The organism is Burkholderia sp. Bp8998 (assembly GCF_003854235.1).
Classification (GTDB): domain Bacteria; phylum Pseudomonadota; class Gammaproteobacteria; order Burkholderiales; family Burkholderiaceae; genus Burkholderia.
The window spans coordinates 248552-264967 of sequence record NZ_QTQF01000002.1 but is presented as its reverse complement, the minus strand read 5'-3'; the positions used below and the strand labels follow the sequence as shown (position 1 = coordinate 264967).

11 protein-coding genes are annotated in these 16416 nt (G+C 69.3%); 2 read left to right on the top strand and 9 right to left on the bottom strand.

Annotated features, from left to right (window positions below; genetic code table 11):
• Positions 1-9 precede the first annotated feature (9 nt).
• The 7 genes from tssA to tssJ are packed head-to-tail and all read right to left on the bottom strand — an operon-like array spanning position 10 to position 10816.
• A complete protein-coding gene (tssA, locus tag DIE06_RS04080) occupies positions 10-1149 on the bottom strand; it encodes a type VI secretion system protein TssA (protein ID WP_124660246.1) in 1140 nt (379 codons plus the stop codon).
• Complete coding sequence (locus DIE06_RS04075; protein ID WP_124660245.1) at positions 1136-3223, bottom strand: serine/threonine-protein kinase; 2088 nt, start codon at positions 3221-3223, stop codon at positions 1136-1138. Before DIE06_RS04075 ends, tssA begins: the two co-directional genes overlap by 14 nt.
• A gap of 52 nt (positions 3224-3275) precedes the next feature.
• Positions 3276-3968 (bottom strand): type VI secretion system-associated protein TagF, encoded by a 693-nt coding sequence (gene tagF, locus DIE06_RS04070; RefSeq protein ID WP_124660244.1) that lies wholly within the window; start codon positions 3966-3968, stop codon positions 3276-3278.
• On the bottom strand, positions 3950-7579 hold the full coding sequence (gene tssM, locus DIE06_RS04065; protein WP_124660243.1) for a type VI secretion system membrane subunit TssM: 3630 nt from the start codon (positions 7577-7579) through the stop codon (positions 3950-3952). The genes tagF and tssM overlap by 19 nt, the downstream gene beginning before the upstream one ends.
• A 1-nt stretch (position 7580) precedes the next feature.
• Positions 7581-8906, bottom strand: a complete 1326-nt coding sequence (locus DIE06_RS04060; RefSeq protein WP_124660242.1) for a DotU family type VI secretion system protein — start codon at positions 8904-8906, stop codon at positions 7581-7583.
• Positions 8907-8921: 15 nt separating this feature from the next.
• Positions 8922-10304, bottom strand: a complete 1383-nt coding sequence (tssK, locus tag DIE06_RS04055; protein WP_124660241.1) for a type VI secretion system baseplate subunit TssK — start codon at positions 10302-10304, stop codon at positions 8922-8924.
• The gene (gene tssJ / locus DIE06_RS04050; RefSeq protein ID WP_124660240.1) at positions 10301-10816 is read right to left on the bottom strand and encodes a type VI secretion system lipoprotein TssJ; all 516 of its coding nucleotides are present in this window, start codon (positions 10814-10816) and stop codon (positions 10301-10303) included. The genes tssK and tssJ overlap by 4 nt, the downstream gene beginning before the upstream one ends.
• A gap of 630 nt (positions 10817-11446) precedes the next feature.
• On the opposite strand from tssJ, the gene DIE06_RS04045 reads away from it, so the two are divergent.
• Both DIE06_RS04045 and tagH read left to right on the top strand, forming a co-directional pair.
• Positions 11447-11833 carry a TssQ family T6SS-associated lipoprotein gene (locus DIE06_RS04045; protein ID WP_124660239.1) on the top strand — a complete coding sequence of 129 codons (387 nt, stop codon included), beginning with the start codon at positions 11447-11449 and terminating at the stop codon, positions 11831-11833.
• Between the two features lie 47 nt (positions 11834-11880).
• Positions 11881-13296, top strand: a complete 1416-nt coding sequence (gene tagH, locus DIE06_RS04040) for a type VI secretion system-associated FHA domain protein TagH (protein WP_124660238.1) — start codon at positions 11881-11883, stop codon at positions 13294-13296.
• Between the two features lie 178 nt (positions 13297-13474).
• On the opposite strand, the gene DIE06_RS04035 is transcribed toward tagH, so the two are convergent.
• Both DIE06_RS04035 and DIE06_RS04030 read right to left on the bottom strand, forming a co-directional pair.
• Positions 13475-14920, bottom strand: coding sequence for an NAD-dependent succinate-semialdehyde dehydrogenase (locus DIE06_RS04035; protein WP_124660237.1), 1446 nt, complete (start codon positions 14918-14920; stop codon positions 13475-13477).
• A gap of 161 nt (positions 14921-15081) precedes the next feature.
• On the bottom strand, positions 15082-16410 hold the full coding sequence (locus DIE06_RS04030; protein ID WP_409364485.1) for a c-type cytochrome: 1329 nt from the start codon (positions 16408-16410) through the stop codon (positions 15082-15084).
• Positions 16411-16416 lie beyond the last annotated feature (6 nt).

Here is a 16416-nt window from a genome sequence, read left to right as displayed (position 1 = left end):
CGGCCTGCTTCATTCGCTCCGCTCGCCGCTCAGCAGGTCCAGCTTCGGCAGGCTCTCCGGAGCGAGATCCCGGATGATTTCGTAGAAGTCGAGCGTGAGCAGCCGCTGCGCGCGCCGCAGCAGCAGCGGCGCCGGGTGGCTCGGCTCATGCAGTTCGAAATAGCGGCACATCTTGTCGAGGCCGAGCCGCACGTCGTCGCGGCTCGTGACCTCGGCATCGCGCCAGGCCTGTGCGTTCGGCAGAACGGCCGGCGCCGATGCGGCTCGCGCGGTGCCGGATGCGGCCGGCGTGGCCGAAATCGAACCGTCCGGTGCGGACTGCTGCGCCATCGGCGCCGGCGCCGGCGCCGGCTCCGGCTCCGGCATCTCGCGCGCGATGCGTTGCAACGCCTTCTCCGTATCGCTCGCGTCGGGCGACCATTCGCTGCCGAGCCGGTCCGTCACGCGCGCACGGATCGCGTCCAGTGCGCGCAGCGCGGCATGCACCGCGTCGATCGGCACGCGGCCGTCGTCGCATGCGGTCGACAGCGCGGCGATCAGGCCATCGCGGCTGCCTGCCGCCGGGCCGCCCGTTTCGTCGCGACCGTCGAGCACGCGTTCGGCGTCGCGCACGCTCGGGCCGCCGTCGAACAGCGGCTGGCGCCGTGCCGCGCGCGCACACTCGTGCGCGCCGGCGACATCGGCGAGCGCGTTCATCCGCGGTGTCGGGTCCGGTTCGCCGTCGGCGTCGAGGCGCGGGTGCAGATCGTCCCACCAGCGCTCGATCAGGCCCGCCACGACCGCGAGCCCGTCCGCGTAGCCGGGAATGCCGTGCTGCTCAGTCCAGCTGCGCGCGAGATACGCGGCGACACGCAGGTCCTTCGTCCGCTCGCCCAGCGCGAGTGCAAGGCGTTCGACCGCGCGCCAGTCGGGCATCTCGGCCGGGATCACGGTGTCGCCGTACTGCTGCTCGGCGCGCGGCGTCGCGCGCTCCTGAAGCTGCAGGAAATCCGCGTCGTATTCGAGGTTCGGGCCGCACGGCGCATCGGGCGCGACGTCCGCGAGCAGCCGGCCGATCAGGTCGGCGCGCGGCGTCGCCGCCGGCAGGCCGGGCGACGGCGAGGACAAGGCGGCGGCCAGCGCCGCCTGGCTGACGTCATTCGAATGCATAGTCGATGTTGACCGGTTTGCTGCCGAAGTCGATCGCCACGGTGCGGTGCAACGGCGGCAGCGAGCCGTTGCGGATCTCGATCTGATAGACGCCCGGTGTCAGCGACACCGAGCGCAGCGGCGGGCTCGCGCCGCGCCGTGCGCCGTTCACGTACACGTCGCCCCACGGGCGTACGTTGAAGCGCACCTGGACGGTTTCCTGCTTCGGCGGACGCGGCTCGGTAGCCGGCGCGCTGACCGCGGCGACGGCCGTGTCGGCTTCCGATGGCGACGTCTGCGCGGGCACCGGTGCGGTCGACGGCGACGCGGTGGCCTCCGACGGCGGCACGTTGACGACACGCTCCGACGCGTCGAGGCTGCCGGCCGGCGCGATGGTCGAGCGTGAGCCGGCTGGCGACGGTGTCGGGCCCGCGACGTCCGTGGCGGTCGTCGCGACCTGCGGCGCGGACGCGGCGGCCCCGACTGCCCCGACGGCGGGCGCGCTGGCCGGCGCGGCGGCCAGCGATGGCGGTGGCACCTGCGCGGACGATCCGGCCGGCAGGCTCGACGGCGGCACGACGATCGGCGTCGGGCCGCGCTGCGCGAGCGTCGCTTCCGACTCGCTGGCTGACGATGCGGCACCGGCCTGCGGCTGGCTTGCGGCGGCTTCCGGTTCACTCGCGACTTGCGCGGGTCGCGACAGATAGGTCGCGGCGATGCCGACGACGATCAGCGCGGCCAGCGCGCCACCGACGTAGATCGGCATGCGCCGGTTGCCCGCCGCGATGAACGAAGGGCGGCGCGGGGTGCGGGAAGACGGCGATGTCCCCCACGAGGATGTCGACGTCGATGTCGTAGCACCAGCACCAGCACCAGCAATCGGCTCTGCCGTTCCGTTCAGGTTCCCGGTAGCCGTTGCACCGCGCTGCCCGACGTCCGCCCCGGCGCTTGCCGATCGCATGCTCGCGTCGTCATGCGCTTCGGGCTGTGACGCTGATCGCTCATCTACGGCCGCAGCCGACGCTTTGTCTGCCACACCCGAAGCACCGGAAGCATCGGAAACACCCGAAGCCACCTTCCGTTCCCCGCCTCCCCCCGCATCGACCGCCGGCGGCGCAACGACTGCGCCATACCCGCCGCCGGCCCGATCGACGTCCCGCAACCCGAGTTCCGCCGCGAACGCCACGACCGACTCCGGACGATCCGGAATCCGCAACTGCAGCGCGTGATCGATCGCCGCGAGGAACGCGGGGCTGTACACCTCACCGGCCGGCAACTCGCGCGACGCGAGCGGCCGGTACGTGTCCTTGATGCTGCGCACGACGGCCGCGGGCGGCAATTCGCCGGTGATCATCGCGTGCATCACCGCGCCGAGCGCATAGAGATCCGTCCACGGCCCCTGGCTGAACGCGGGGTCGTCGGTGTACTGCTCGATCGGCGCATAGCCGGGCTTGATCATCATCGCACCGTCGTCGACGAGATCGCCGATGCGTTTGCGCGCCGCGCCGAAGTCGAGCAGGATCGCGCTGCCGTTCGGGCGGATCAGCACGTTGTCGAGCGCGACGTCGCGATGGAAGCACTGCGCGCGATGCAGCGTGTCGAGTGCGCCCAGCAGCGCGCCGACGATGTTGCGCAATTGCGTCTCGCTCATGCGCATGCCGCCGTCGAGCAGTTGCTTGAGCGTGCGCCCTTCGTAGAACGGCATCACCATGTACGCGGTGCCGTGGCTCTCCCAGAAGTGCAGCACCTTGACGAGCCCCGGATGGTCGAATTGCGCGAGCAGGCGCGCCTCGTTGAGGAACGCGCCGCGTCCCGCGTCGAACGCCTGCGCGAACCGCTCGGAGCGCAGCGACACCGTGTAGTCGCCGCCGCGCGTCGCGAGCATCGACGGCATGTATTCCTTGATCGCGACCGCACGCCGCAACGTGCGGTCGAACGCGCGATAGACGATGCCGAAGCCGCCGATGCCCAGCACCTCGTCGAGCTGCAGCTCGCCCAGGCGGTGACCGAGCGGCAGCGGCCGCACCGTGAATTCGGGCGCGTCGCCGCGGGTTGCCGTGTCGTGGTCGTTGTCTCTCGATGAAGGGTCCTTCATGTCCACCTCGCGATACCGCATCCGTGTTGCATGCGTTGCCCGCCGCCGTTCGCTAGCCGCCGAACAGCGTCAGGAACAGCGCGTTGTCGGGCACGCCCGTATGCGCATGCGTGCGCAGCGGCGAGCCGTCGGCACGATTGGTCCACCAGAAGCTCGTCCCGCCGTGCGGATCGAAATAGCCGGACAGCCCGGGCCATGCCGCCAGCGTCGGCCGGTCCGGCAGCGTCGCCGGGATTGCGTCGACGCCTTCCGCGGGCAGTTCGCCGCCCGGCGCGAGCCGCACGCGGTCGAGCGCCTGCTCGAGATCGGCCGGCGCGCGCGCATGCCGGATCGCGTCGAGCAGTGCATGGCCGATCTGCCAGTAGAACGCGTCGGCCGCGTCCGGCAGCCCGTTCCAGGAATCGGCTGCCGGCATCGGCAGCGTGACGATCACCGGGTAGTAGCGCCCGACGCGGTCGCAGCTCGGCGCGAGACAGCCTGCCTGCACGCACGACGCGCCGGCGCCCGCCGGCACCAGGAAATTCCAGACCGGTGCGACCGTGTAGTGGCGCGCGATCTCGTCGGGGCCGCGCTGGCGCATCGCGGCCAACCCTTGCTGAAGCCAGCGTTCCCACCACAGCGCGAGCGCGTGCGGCAGCCGGCTGTTCACGAAGTCGCCGGCGCCGGGAATCTTTCCGTACCAGGCCGGGGCGTCGCCATCGGCGCGCGTGAGCGGCGGGAGGCGGCTCATTGCTTCGGAGGGCATGTAAAGGACTCCATCTGGGGCAGCCTGAACGGGTTGCGGACACTGCCCGCATTCACCTGCAGTACCAGCGGTTTGCCGTCGACGGTGAAGCGCGCGACCATCTGGTCCGAGCCGCGTCCGGCCGACACGGCCGCGCGGTCGAACAGCCGGTGCAGCGCCCACGGCCCGTCGGTCGTGAAGCCGTCGGCCGCGCCGGCCTGCCCCGACACCTGCAGCCGCACCTGGCTGCTGCCGCGCGGGCCCGGCCAGTCCACCGCGCTCTGGACGAGCGGACCGTGTGCATAGCGGACAATCTGGCCGTCGACGTCGAGCACCATCTCCGTGATCGACGGATCCATTTCGAGCGGCTGGACCTGCACCTTCAGTTGCGCGGTGCGCGCGCCGCCGCTGAAATAGACGTCGCGAATCACCGCGGCCTTCTCGAACGACGCAAGCATCGCGGCCGCCGCCGGATCGGCGTCCGCGTTGCGGTTCGCGAAACGCCACGGGTGCGACGTCGTATCGACGATCGACTGGAGGTTCTTCTGGAAGAAATCGTCCATCAGGCCGCCGGGCGCGAACATCTGCGCGAAGTCCGCCGGCGCGACGTCGCGCGACGAGCCGCGCGCGAACGGATAGCGGCCCGCGATCGCCTGCCGGCAGAAGTCGCCGACGTTCGCGCCAGCCCGCTGCGCGACGCTGCGCTGCTCGACGGTCGCGACGCTGCCGTTCGCGACGTTCGACAGATCGTCGAGCACTTCGCGGAACGGTGTCGGCAGCCGCCCGGCCTGCGCGCGCAACCGCGCGGGCGCGTCGGACGGCGGCGGCTGGGCGCCGCTGCGCAGTGCGTCGTCGGTGGCCGTCAGGTACGTATAGAGCGCGTCGATCGACTTCAGCACCGCGTCGAATGCCTGCGCCTGGTCGCCGCTGACCGGCGCGAACGCGCGCAACCCGGCGAAGTGGCCGTCGACCATCTGCTCGGGGCTCGCGGGCGCCGCCGCGGACGGATTCGCGTCGCTTGCGCCCTGTCCCGCGAAGATCTGCGACAGCGAACTGCGCGCCTCGTCGACCTTGTCCTGCGCGCGCGATGCGAGCGTGCGTGCGCCGCCCGGCGCATCGCCGAGCGCCGTGTCGCGCGCCAGCGCAATCATCAGCCGGGTGAGCGGCGAATCCGCCGACGACAGCGCACGCGCGACCTGGATGCTCTGCGCGAGCGTCGCCGTGCGCTGCAGCTTGATGTCGGCGAGATAGTCGTCCCAGATCTTCAGGTAGTCGTTCAGGTACAGCTGGCGGATGTCTCGTGCCCACGCGCCGGCGTCGTTCGGCCCGGGGATCTCGGACAGCCCGAGGTTCAGCACCCACACCTCCTCGCGCCCGTACGCGTCGACCTCGCCGGCAACGCGCGGCGAGAACACGTTGCGATAACCGTTGCGCGTATAGAGGCCCGGCACACCTTCCGACAGCGGCTTGCCGCTCTGGCGGCGGAACACCAGCGATGCGTCGGGCCCGACCGCGCGCGCGACACTGAAGTCGAACGCGGAAGTCGCCGGCCGCAGCGTGCGCGTGAGCTGGCGGTACAGCCGCTGCGAGAACGGCACCTGGCGCAGCCGGTCGCGCACGTCGGCCACGAGCCGCTCGTCCATCGGATACGGCGACACGGCCACGCGGTTGCCGAACAGCGCGGCGAGATGCGCGCGCAGCGCCGAGCGTTCGGCCGGCGAGAAATCGGGCGGCAGCGCGCGCTCCATTTCCAGGTCGACGACGGCCTGCACGAACGCGGGGTCGTAGTGCGCGCTGTCGTACAGCATCAGGTACGCCTTCAGCGCCGCATACGCGTAGTCGGTTTCGTCGGGCCGTGCATCGCTCAGCGCGGCCTCCATCCGGCGCGCGGCGATCGGCAGCAGCACGTCGTCGAGCGCGCGCCGGTACACGGCGTCGACGGCCTCGTCGATCTTCTCGCCCTGAAAGAGCCCCCAGCGGTACGCGAGCGGCGGATGCGACCGGTCGACGCCGCCGGCATTCGCGAGCCCGCCGAGCGCGTCGAGTACCGGCAGCAAACGCGCGATGTCGGCCGCATCCGAGAACTTCGCACCGGCGATCTGCGCATCGACGGCGGGCACCCGCTGCGCGATCCGGTCGAGATACGCGCGATTGTTCACGTAGCTGCGCAGCCACGCGACCAGCACGATCACGCTCACGAGAGCGAGCAGCGCGTAGCCGGCGATCTGCAGCACGCGCCGCTTCTGATGCCAGCGCAGGTCGCTGCCGGCGAGCGCGGCTTCGCGGAAGATGTGCTCCTGCAGCAGCGACTTCAAGAAGAAGCTGCGCCCGGTCGAGCCGACCTGCGCGACCGGCGGCACGCCCTCGATCTTCAGGAAGCGCTTGATGCCGCTCATCACGCGGTCGAACGCGGTGCCCTCCTGCGTGCCGCTCGTCAGGTATACGCCGCGCAGCATCGGCATCGGTTCGAAGCTCGACACGGAAAACACCTCGGCGACGAACTGGCCGAGCATGTCCTGCAGGTCGGCGACCTGCTGCGGCAGCAGGTACGCCATCTCGCGCTGGCGCGCATCGGTCTGCGTCGCGAGCAGCTCGGGCAGCCCGTCGTTCAGCCGCTGGTGCAGCAGCCGGTATTCGCGGTCGAATGCGGCGCGCAGGTCGAAGCCCGGCGCCTCGCTCTGCGCGAGCGGAAACGTGAAGCCCCACACCTGCGCGCATTCCGCGCGGCCGAAGGTGCCGAAATACTCGGCGAAGCCGGCCAGCAGGTCGGCCTTCGTCACGAGCAGGTACACGGGAAACCGGATGCCGAGCTGCGCGCGCAGCTCGAGCAACCGCTTGCGCAGCACCATCGCGTGCTGCGTGCGCTCGGCCTCCGACGCACCGACCAGGTCGGCGACGCTGATCGTCAGCATCGCGCCGTTCAGCGGCTGGCGCGTGCGGTACTTCTTCAGCAGCTCGACGAAGCCCTTCCACTCGGCTTCGTCGAGCGCGCGATTGCCTTCGTGCGTCGTATAGCGGCCGGCCGTGTCGATCAGCACCGCGTCGTTCGTGAACCACCAGTCGCAGTGCCGGGTGCCGCCCACGCCGCGAATCGCCGCGCGGCCGAACTGCTCGGCGAGCGGAAAACTGAGCCCGGAATTGACCAGCGCGGTCGTCTTGCCCGAGCCCGGCGCGCCGATGAACACGTACCACGGGAGCTGGTACAGATACTGGCGCGACATCCGGTCGAACCAGCGCGCCAGCCCCTTGCGCGCGGTGTCCGCCTGGCCGAAGCGGACTTTCTTCAGCAGCGTCGCGGCCTCGTCGAAGCGGCTGCGCAGCTCGTCGAGCTGGGCCTTGGCCGGATCGTCGGCGGTGGCCGGCCCGGGCGCGGCTGCGCGCAGCTGGTTCAGCAACTGCGCGTTCAGGCGGCTCGCGTGCCAGCTGCGCCACGCGACGCGTACGCCCCACGCGGCGAACAGCACGGTGATCGTCACCGCGCGCGCCCAGCCGCTCTCGAGCGGCCGGACTTCGGCGAACGCGAACAGCGGCCCTGCGAGCCACACGAAGCACGCGAGCACGACGAGACCGGCGAAGGTCCAGATTTCCCGCGACGGCAACGGCCGGACGAAACGCGCGACAGCCTGGTTCATGTCAGTTGGCTCCCTGCGTCGTGCGCGCGCCGACGGCGATACTGCCGGGCGCCGGCAGCAGCGTGATCTCGACGCGCCGGTTCAGCGCGCGGTTCGCGGGCGTATCGTTCGGCGCGACCGCATCGAGCGTGCCGCGCCCCTCGGCCGCGAGCCGCTCCGGATGATCGAGGCGGGCGGCGATCGTGCTGCGCACGGCCTCCGCGCGTTCGCGCGACAGATCCCAGTTCGACGCGAAGCGTGCCGTGTGCACCGGCGTGTCGTCGGTATAGCCGGTCACGCGAACGTTGCCGGGCACCTGGTTCAGTGCATCCGCGACCCGCGCGAGCACCGGCGCGTAACGGTCGATCACCGACGTCGAGCCGGACTTGAACAGCCCGTCGCCGCGCAGCACGATCACGCTGCGATCGGCGTCGTCGCGCACCGACACGAGGCCGGCCGCGATCTCGGGGGCCAGGAACTTCGCGACCCGCGGCACCGGCGCCGGGCGCGGCGGCGCCTGCGCGGGCTGCAGCTTCGGCACGTGCAGCGCGTCGATCGACGCGAACAGCTGGTCCGAATGTCCGGCCAGCGCGACGCGCAGCCCGACGAACACGCCGAAGCCGATCAGCAGCGCGAGCGCCACGCAGACCCACAGCGGCACGACGAAGCGGCGCGACACGTCGCGCGTGACGACGTCGCGCCAGTGCGGCGACAACGCGGGATCGAATTCGCCGCGCACCGAACGGATCGTGTGAGCCAGCTGCCAGCGCAGCGCGTCGAGCTCCGCATGACCGTTGTCGAGCACCCGATAGCGCCCCTCGAAACCGAGCGCCAGACAGAAATACAGCAGCTCCAGCAGATCGAGGTGCTGACGCGGTTGCTGCGACAGCCGTTCGAGCAGGTGGAAGAACTTCTCGCCGCCCCAGGTTTCGTTGTGGAACGACACGAGCAGGCTGTGCGACGACCACACGCTGCCGCCCCACGGCGTGAGGGCGGCCGCTTCGTCGAGCGCCGTGCACAGGCAGTAGCGCGCGCCGATGATCGCCTCCGACGGCACGCCGGCTTCCTGCGCGCGCGCCTCGAACTGGCGGATCTCGACGACGAGATGCTCGCGCAGCCACGCCGGATTCGGATGATGGACGGTCGAACGGATCTGCGGCACGAGATTGAGCAGCGGGTTCGCGGCCGCGACGAGCGGGTTCGTGCCGCTCGCGGCCCAGCGGCCGGGGCGCGGTTGCGTGGCCGTCGGCCCGGTCGCACCGGATGCGGCGGCCGGATGCATGCCGCCCGGATTCGGCGGCACGAATCCGCCTGCGCCGGCGGAGATCGAATCGGAGGAAGAATTCATCGCGCTGTCCCGCCCTCACCCGCGTATCGCCCAGAATTCCATCGAGAGTCCGGGGAATTCGCCGGCGAAATGAAATGCCAGACCGCCGGAGCGCGCCAGCTGCTTCCACAGGTCGCTGCCCTTGTCGATCTCGAAGTACGTATGTCCCGCGTGATACGGGATCTGCCGCGGCGCGACCGGCAGCTGGCGCATCGTGATGCCCGGCAGCTGCAACTGCACCAGGTCGCGGATCCGCTCGACCGGGCCGAGCTTCGCCTGCGCGGGAAACCGTGCGCGCAGGCTGTCGGCCGGTATGTCGGCGCGCACCGCGAGCACGAAGCCGGCCGTGTCGCGCAGCGCGGGATCGGCGAGCGTCGCGACCCGGATGCCGTTGCCCGCGTCGCGCAGCTCGATCTGGATCGCGTTCTGCTCCAGCACCGTCGACAACGACCGGCGCAGCTCCGTCATCAGTTCGGCGAAGCTCGTGCGCAGGTCGTCGTGCACGTAGACCGCGAGCGATTGCGGGCGCCGGCCGGCCGCCGTGAACGTGCTGAGGTCGCACGCGAGCTTCAGCCAGTCGCAAAACAGCGCCTCCGGATGCGTCGCGACGTCCTGCTGCGCGTGCCAGGTCAGCGCCAGATAGCGGTTCACGAGCTGCAGCAGCAGGAAATCCGCGACTTCCGAGACGCCGCCGCGCCCCGGTTCCGACAGGCGCTCGGCCAGCGCGTCGCTGCGCTGCGTGAGCAGTCCGTGCAGTTCGCGCGTGTAGGCGAGCAATGCCGAGTCGCGCTGCGCGACCAGGCGCGGCGGGATGTAGCCGTCGTCGACGAGCAGCCGGGCGTCGGTGCGCCGCTCGACGATCCGCACGACGCCGAGCGCATGCCAGTCGCCGGTCAGCTCGGTGTCGAGCATCAGCCGGACGTTCAGGCGCCCCGTCTGCAGCAGCGCGGGGCCGAGCGCGACCGCGTTCGCATCGGCCACTTCGTATTCGCGCACGACGTAGCGGGCGACGTCTGCGTTGCCGCTGCTGCCCGCGTCCGCGCCGAACGACACCTCCTCGCCGCCGCCGCGCCACAGCGGCAGCGCGAGCACGACGAGCCGGTCCTTCGCATCGGCCGGTATGTCGAGCGGTTCGGGCAGATCGTCGGGATGCGACAGGTCGAACGGCGTACCGTCGCGCATCACGCCCGCCGCCGCCCGCAACGCGACCTTGCCGAGTGCCAGCTGCTCACGGTCGATCTCAAGCGTGTCGAAGCCCCAGTAGAACCCCTGCAGCGGCAGGCAGCGCAGTGCGACGTAGCGTTCCCAGTGCCGTTCGAGCTGCTGGAAATGCTGCGGCCGCAGGAACATCCCTTCGGTCCACACCACGCGCTGACGCAGCGCTGCAACCGGCGTCGCGGACATCGTCGGTTCCGTCATGGGCGCCCCCGCGGGTCGTTCAACGCGAGACCACCGTTCCTGACCGCGATCGACAGCTTCAGCTCGCCGGGCGACGTCTGCCAGAACTTGTATACGTTGAGCTGCCTGGCGCGCGGCAGCGGCACCGTCAGGCGCCAGCGGTTCCTGTCGAGCATCCGGTATTCGGCGATCACGCCGATCGCACCGGCCTCGACATTGCCACGGTAGTGCAGCGTGCGCGACTCGCCCGGCCGCAGGATCACGCGGTCGGTGCCGAGCAGGTCCGCGCCGAGGATGTTCTCGGGCTTGTCCTGGAGCGAGAAGAAGTCGGCGCCATCGAACGCCGACGCCGCGCGCAGCTGGAACACCTTCAGCACGATCGGCGACGGCCTGCGGTTGAAGTCAGGGTTGACGTCGGGCGCAACGTCGACCGTGATCGCATACGGCACCGCGGCGGCCCGCTCGGTGGCGCCGCATCCGGGCAACAGCAATGCACATCCCAACACGATGAACCCGCTGGACCGCCAACGCATATTCCACCCTCGCAGCGCAATAATTCCCCCGCCGATTCCCATAAGCGAAATCGGAGCTCCGGATTAAAAAGGGACAATTAATTTACCGGTAATTATGTGACTTGCATATCCTTCCATTGAAATTCCATGCGGCAATTTATTCTTGTAAAAAGCCGGGTCAAATCGCCAATTGCGAGCCGGGATCGAAATTGGGGTGATGACGATGGATTGAATTGATTTCGGTCATTTCGAGAAGACGTGTTAATCCGACCGGTTCGCGGCGGCGGCCCGGTTCTCTTGCATGGACACTTGCTATATGGACGCTGAACCCAGGCCTGCCAGCCGTCGGCGGTGGATGGTCACGCCCCGTGGGTCGTGTCAGGCTGTTTGCGGTGGCCGAATGGACGGCCCGCTTCTTCGGCCATTGACGGGCGTCGGGCAAACAACTGACGAATCCAAAAAGCACAGCGAACTATAGAATCGATTTTATGGATTAACAAGTCGAAAACCGGGAATTAGTTTGAGCGGTAACTCGAACGCATTTTGCCAATTGAAACAAAACGTAACGGCGGCATCGGCCGGCATGATTGGCACTAGAATCCAACAGCGCTTGTGCAACACCCTCCAATTACGCAAATATTTCATTTCAAAATGAAAGGCCGTTCATCGATCGTGATTTTTCTCGGCGCCTTGTTGCTGGGAGTCGGCGGGTGCGGCACGTCCCCCACGCAGTCGGCTGCGCGCGCCGCGGTCGACAGCGCGCGCGCGGCCTATGGCGCCGGCGACTACGGACGCACGATCGCGCTCCTGAGCCGGGCGAAGGAGATCGACGGGGCCGACACCGACACGCAGGTCGCCGCGCACAAGCTGCTCGCGTTCAGCTATTGCGTGACGAACCGCATCGCGCAATGCCGCGCCGAATTCTCGAAGATTCTCGACCTCAACCCGCGCTTCGACTTGTCCCCCGCCGAGAAGGGGCATCCGATCTGGGGGCCCGCGTTCGAATTCGCGCGCCGCAGACATGCGTCGTCATCCTGAACGAACCGGTTTCCCCGCGAGCGCTTCACCACCGAGCGACGTATGACATGCAACTGATCGTGATCGAACATGCCGGCGAGCCGGTCGAAAGCGACTCCTATGACGCCGTCGTGTTCCACCCGCCCGGCGGCACCATCGGCCGGGCCACCGACAATCATCTCGTGCTGCGCGACGACACCCGGCAGATTTCCCGGCTGCAGGCCCTGCTGCAGGTGGGTGACGACGCGTGCCTGCTGAAGAACCTGAGCAGCGTGTCGACGATCGAGGTGAATCGCGAGCCGGTCGGCTATGCACAGGAGCGGCCGCTCAACAGCGGCGACATCATCCGCATCGGGCCGTACATGCTGCGTGCCGAACGTGACGACGGACATGCGGCGCCCGTCGTCGACATGCCGTCCGCCGCCAACGCGAGCACCGACCCGCGACGCGCGCCGGAGACGGCCGCGCGCGCATACGGCGAGACGAAAGGCGCCGGCAACCGGTTGTGGGGCCTGCTGCAGGATCGCCTCGCCCCGCGCGGCAAGGCGGCGGACGCCGGCAACCGGTCCGGCACGGCGCGCAGGGAGGCTGCGCAGCCGGCAAGCCGCACCGCGCCGGCCGCGCCATCGGTGCCGTCGCAGCGCGACCTGAATCAGCTGTCGATCGATCCGCTCGACCTGTTCACGCAGTCGTCGCCCGATATCGGTGGATCGGGTTCGGCATCACCGGCGGAACGCAGCCATGCGGATCGCGGCGTATCGTCCGCGACGCAGGCCGACCACGCGCCCGAGTGGACGCAGCACGTGCGCGTGCAACCGGCGGCGGCGCACGCCGAGCCGCGGCCGGCCGACGAGGCTGCACCGCAGGCGCACCGCGTGCCGACGCCGGATGAATTGCTGAATGCGTTCTTCGAGGGTGCAGGACTCGATACGGCCGCCGAATCGCATCAGTGGTCGGCCGAACAGCTGTACATCGCCGGACAGTTGCTGGCGCTGTTCGCGAACGGCACGGTCGAGCTGCTGTCGTCGCGCAGCATCCTGAAGCGGGAGGTGAAGGCGCACATGACGATGCTGCTCGATCGCGAGAACAATCCGCTGAAGCTGCTGCCTGACGGCGGCGCCGTGCTGCGCCAGATGTTCGGGCTGCCGATGCCGGGCTTCATGTCGCCGCAGAGCGCGGTCAGCGACGCGTTCCAGGATCTGCACGCGCACCAGATCGGCATGGTCGCCGGCATGCGCGCCGCGCTGATGGACTTGTTGACACGTTTTTCGCCGCAACGGCTGCGCGAGCGCGGCGATGCGATGCGCTGGTACGAGAAGCGCGTGCCGGCGCTGTACAAGGCGAGGATGTGGGATCGCTATGCGGCGACCCATCGCGACACGGTGTTCGCGATCGAAGACGATTTCGCGTCGGTGTTCGGCAAGGCGTTTCTCGCGGCGTACGACGCGGAAGTGGAAAGCTATCGCGGCAGCGGCCGGCATTGAGCGGCGGGCGCCGCATGTCCCGTGCTCGACGGGTACGACCGCCATGACCGGGCAAAGCCGACAGCGAACGAAGCAGAAAGGACCCGAAACCAACAACAAGGCCGGGCACAACACCCGGCCCGCGGCGACGCAACGTGCGCGCCGCACTCGAGGCGGCACGCACGCGGTCGAACGATCGTCAGACCGCCATCACCGTCACCGACTTCGTGACGAGATACGGCTCCAGCGCTTCCGGCCCGCCTTCCGAACCGTAGCCCGAATCCTTCACGCCGCCGAACGGCATTTCCGGCCACGGCGTCGCCGGCTGGTTGATCCACAGCATCCCGACCTCGAGGCGCTGCGTGAGCAGGTGCACGTTCGCGAACGAGCGCGTGAACGCGTAGCCCGCCAACCCGAACGGCAGACGATTGGCTTCGGCGATCGCGTCCTCGAGCGTGTCGAAGCCGCGGATCGCCGCGACCGGGCCGAACGGCTCGTTGTTGAACACGTCCGCGTCGAGCGGCACGTTCGCGATCACGGTCGGCGCGAAGAAGTTGCCCTCCGAGCCGATCCGTTCGCCGCCGGTCTCGATGCTCGCACCGACCTTGCGCGCGTTCTCGACGACCGACGCCATCGCGGTCAGCCGGCGCGGGTTCGCCAGCGCGCCGAGCGTCGTGCCTTCCTCGAGGCCGTTGCCGACCTTCAGCCCTTCGGCGTGCTGGACCAGCGCGCGCGTGAATTCGTCGCGGATGCTGTTGTGCACGAGGAAACGCGTCGGCGAAATGCACACCTGGCCCGCGTTGCGGAACTTCGCGCCGCCGGCGGCCTTCACCGCCAGCGCGACGTCCGCATCCTCGGCGACGATCACCGGCGCGTGGCCGCCCAGCTCCATCGTCGCGCGCTTCATGTGCTGGCCGGCGAGCGCGGCGAGCTGCTTGCCGACCGGCGTCGAGCCCGTGAACGTCACCTTGCGGATCACCGGATGCGGAATCAGGTACGACGAGATTTCCGCCGGATCGCCGTACACGAGGCCGATCACGCCGGCCGGCACGCCCGCGTCGACGAACGCGCGCAGCAGCGCGGCCGGCGAGGCCGGGGTTTCTTCCGGCGCCTTCACGAGGAACGAGCAGCCGGTCGCGAGCGCGGCGCTCAGCTTGCGCACGACCTGGTTGACCGGGAAATTCCACGGCGTGAACGCCGCGACCGGACCGACCGGCTCCTTCACGACAGTCTGCTGCGCGCCGAGATTGCGCGGCGGCACGATCCGGCCGTACACGCGGCGGCCTTCGTCCGCGAACCATTCGATGATGTCGGCTGCCGACAGCACTTCGGCACGTGCCTCCGTCAGCGGCTTGCCCTGCTCCTGCGTCATCAGCTGCGCGATCGTATCGGCGCGCTCGCGCACCAATGCGGCCGCCTTGCGCATCGTCGCCGCGCGCTCGTGCGCGGGCACCTTGCGCCATGCTTCGAAACCGCGCTGCGCCGCGGCCAGCGCGCGATCGAGATCGGCGATGCCCGCGTGGGCCACCTTGCCGATCGCCTTGCCCGTCGCCGGGTTCACGACGTCGATCGTCTTGCCGCTCGCGGCGTCGACCCACTCGCCGTCGATCAGCAGTTGCGTATCCGTATAAGTCACGTTAGCCATCCAGACACCCCAGTTTTACGTCGATAAAACGCGCGCTGCCGCGAACGGCCGCGCGCCGGTTGACAGAAAGCACTGCGTTGCCAGGCGCCCTGCACCCGGCAATGTTCGACGACGGGTACGCGGCACGCATGCCCGTCGTCATCCGTCACGTTCAGCCGCGCTCAGCGCGCGGCCGCCGTCGCCTTGCGGAGTTTCGCGACGTCCGCCGCCTGCACGGCCGGCGCGTTGTTGTTCCAGCCGGCGCGCATGAACGTCAGCACGTCGGCAATCTGCCGGTCGTTCAGCTGGTTCGCGAACGCCGGCATCGGATACGCGGACGGCACGCCGCCGATCACGAGCGACTCGCTGCCGTTCAACGTCACGTTGATCAGCGACGAGGCATCGGCTTCGAGCACGTTCGGGTTGCCGGCGAGCGGCGCGAGCAGCGGCGCGTAGCCGCGACCGTCCACGCCATGGCAATGCAGGCAGTAAGCGTTATACACCTTTGCGCCCGGATCGTTCGCCGGCCGACTCAACGCAACCTGCGTCGCCTTCGGATCATGACGGTAAGGCGGCGCGCCCGTGCCGCCCACGGCCGGCAACGACTTCAGGTAGCGGGATATCGCCGCCAGGTCATCGTCGGTCAGTTCCTGCGTGCTGTGGTTGATCACGCTGACCATCGAGCCGAACGCGGTCGCATGCTGGTTCGCGCCGGTCTTCAGGAACTGCGCGACCTCCGCGTCGCTCCAGCGGCCGAGCCCCGTATTGTGCTCGCCGGTCAGGTTCGACGCGAACCAGTTGTCGATCGGCGCGCCCGACAGGAACGCCGGACCGCCTTCGTCCAGCGCCTTCTCCTGGAACCCGACGCCGCGCGGCGTATGGCACGACCCGCAATGCCCGAGCCCCTGCACGAGATACGCGCCGCGGTTCCACATCGCATCCCTGGACGGCTTGTCGGCATAAGGCGTCGTGTCAAGGAACACCGCGTTCCACAGCGCCAGCGGCCAGCGCATGTCGAGCGGCCACGGAATGTCGGATGCCCGGTTCGCCTGCTTCACCGGCTCGACGCCGTGCATGAAGTACGCGTACAGCGCCTTCACGTCGTCGTCGCGCAGCTTCGCGTATGACGGATACGGCATCGCCGGATACAGGTGATGGCCGTCCTTCGCGACGCCCTTGCGCAGCGCGCCCGCGAACTCGGCTTCGGTATAGCCGCCGATGCCTGTATCCGGGTCGGGCGTGATGTTGGTCGTGTAGATCGCGCCCATCGGCGTGACCATCTTCAGGCCGCCCGCGAACGGTGTGCCGCGCGGCGCGGTGTGGCACGCGACGCAGTCGCCGGCCTTCGCGAGATACGCGCCGCGTGCGACCAGCGCGCTGTCGGCGGGTGCCGGTTGCGCGGCGTGCGCCGCCATGCCGGCCATCAGCGCCGACAGCGCGATCAACGAGGCGCCGAGCGTGTGAGCGGCGCGATTCAGGTGTTTCAGACGATTCGGGGTGCGGTTTCGCATGGTTCT

Bases quoted from the DNA above. Each gene is read 5' to 3' on its own strand.
- DIE06_RS04075 (WP_124660245.1), bottom strand. From the start codon at position 3,223: ATGAAGGACCCTTCATCGAGAGACAACGACCACGACACGGCAACCCGC.
- DIE06_RS04045 (WP_124660239.1), top strand. From the start codon at position 11,447: ATGAAAGGCCGTTCATCGATCGTGATTTTTCTCGGCGCCTTGTTGCTG.
- tagF (WP_124660244.1), bottom strand. From the start codon at position 3,968: ATGCCCTCCGAAGCAATGAGCCGCCTCCCGCCGCTCACGCGCGCCGAT.
- tssM (WP_124660243.1), bottom strand. From the start codon at position 7,579: ATGAACCAGGCTGTCGCGCGTTTCGTCCGGCCGTTGCCGTCGCGGGAA.
- tssK (WP_124660241.1), bottom strand. From the start codon at position 10,304: ATGACGGAACCGACGATGTCCGCGACGCCGGTTGCAGCGCTGCGTCAG.
- tssA (WP_124660246.1), bottom strand. From the start codon at position 1,149: ATGCATTCGAATGACGTCAGCCAGGCGGCGCTGGCCGCCGCCTTGTCC.
- DIE06_RS04030 (WP_409364485.1), bottom strand. From the start codon at position 16,410: ATGCGAAACCGCACCCCGAATCGTCTGAAACACCTGAATCGCGCCGCT.
- DIE06_RS04035 (WP_124660237.1), bottom strand. From the start codon at position 14,920: ATGGCTAACGTGACTTATACGGATACGCAACTGCTGATCGACGGCGAG.
- DIE06_RS04060 (WP_124660242.1), bottom strand. From the start codon at position 8,906: ATGAATTCTTCCTCCGATTCGATCTCCGCCGGCGCAGGCGGATTCGTG.
- tssJ (WP_124660240.1), bottom strand. From the start codon at position 10,816: ATGCGTTGGCGGTCCAGCGGGTTCATCGTGTTGGGATGTGCATTGCTG.
- tagH (WP_124660238.1), top strand. From the start codon at position 11,881: ATGCAACTGATCGTGATCGAACATGCCGGCGAGCCGGTCGAAAGCGAC.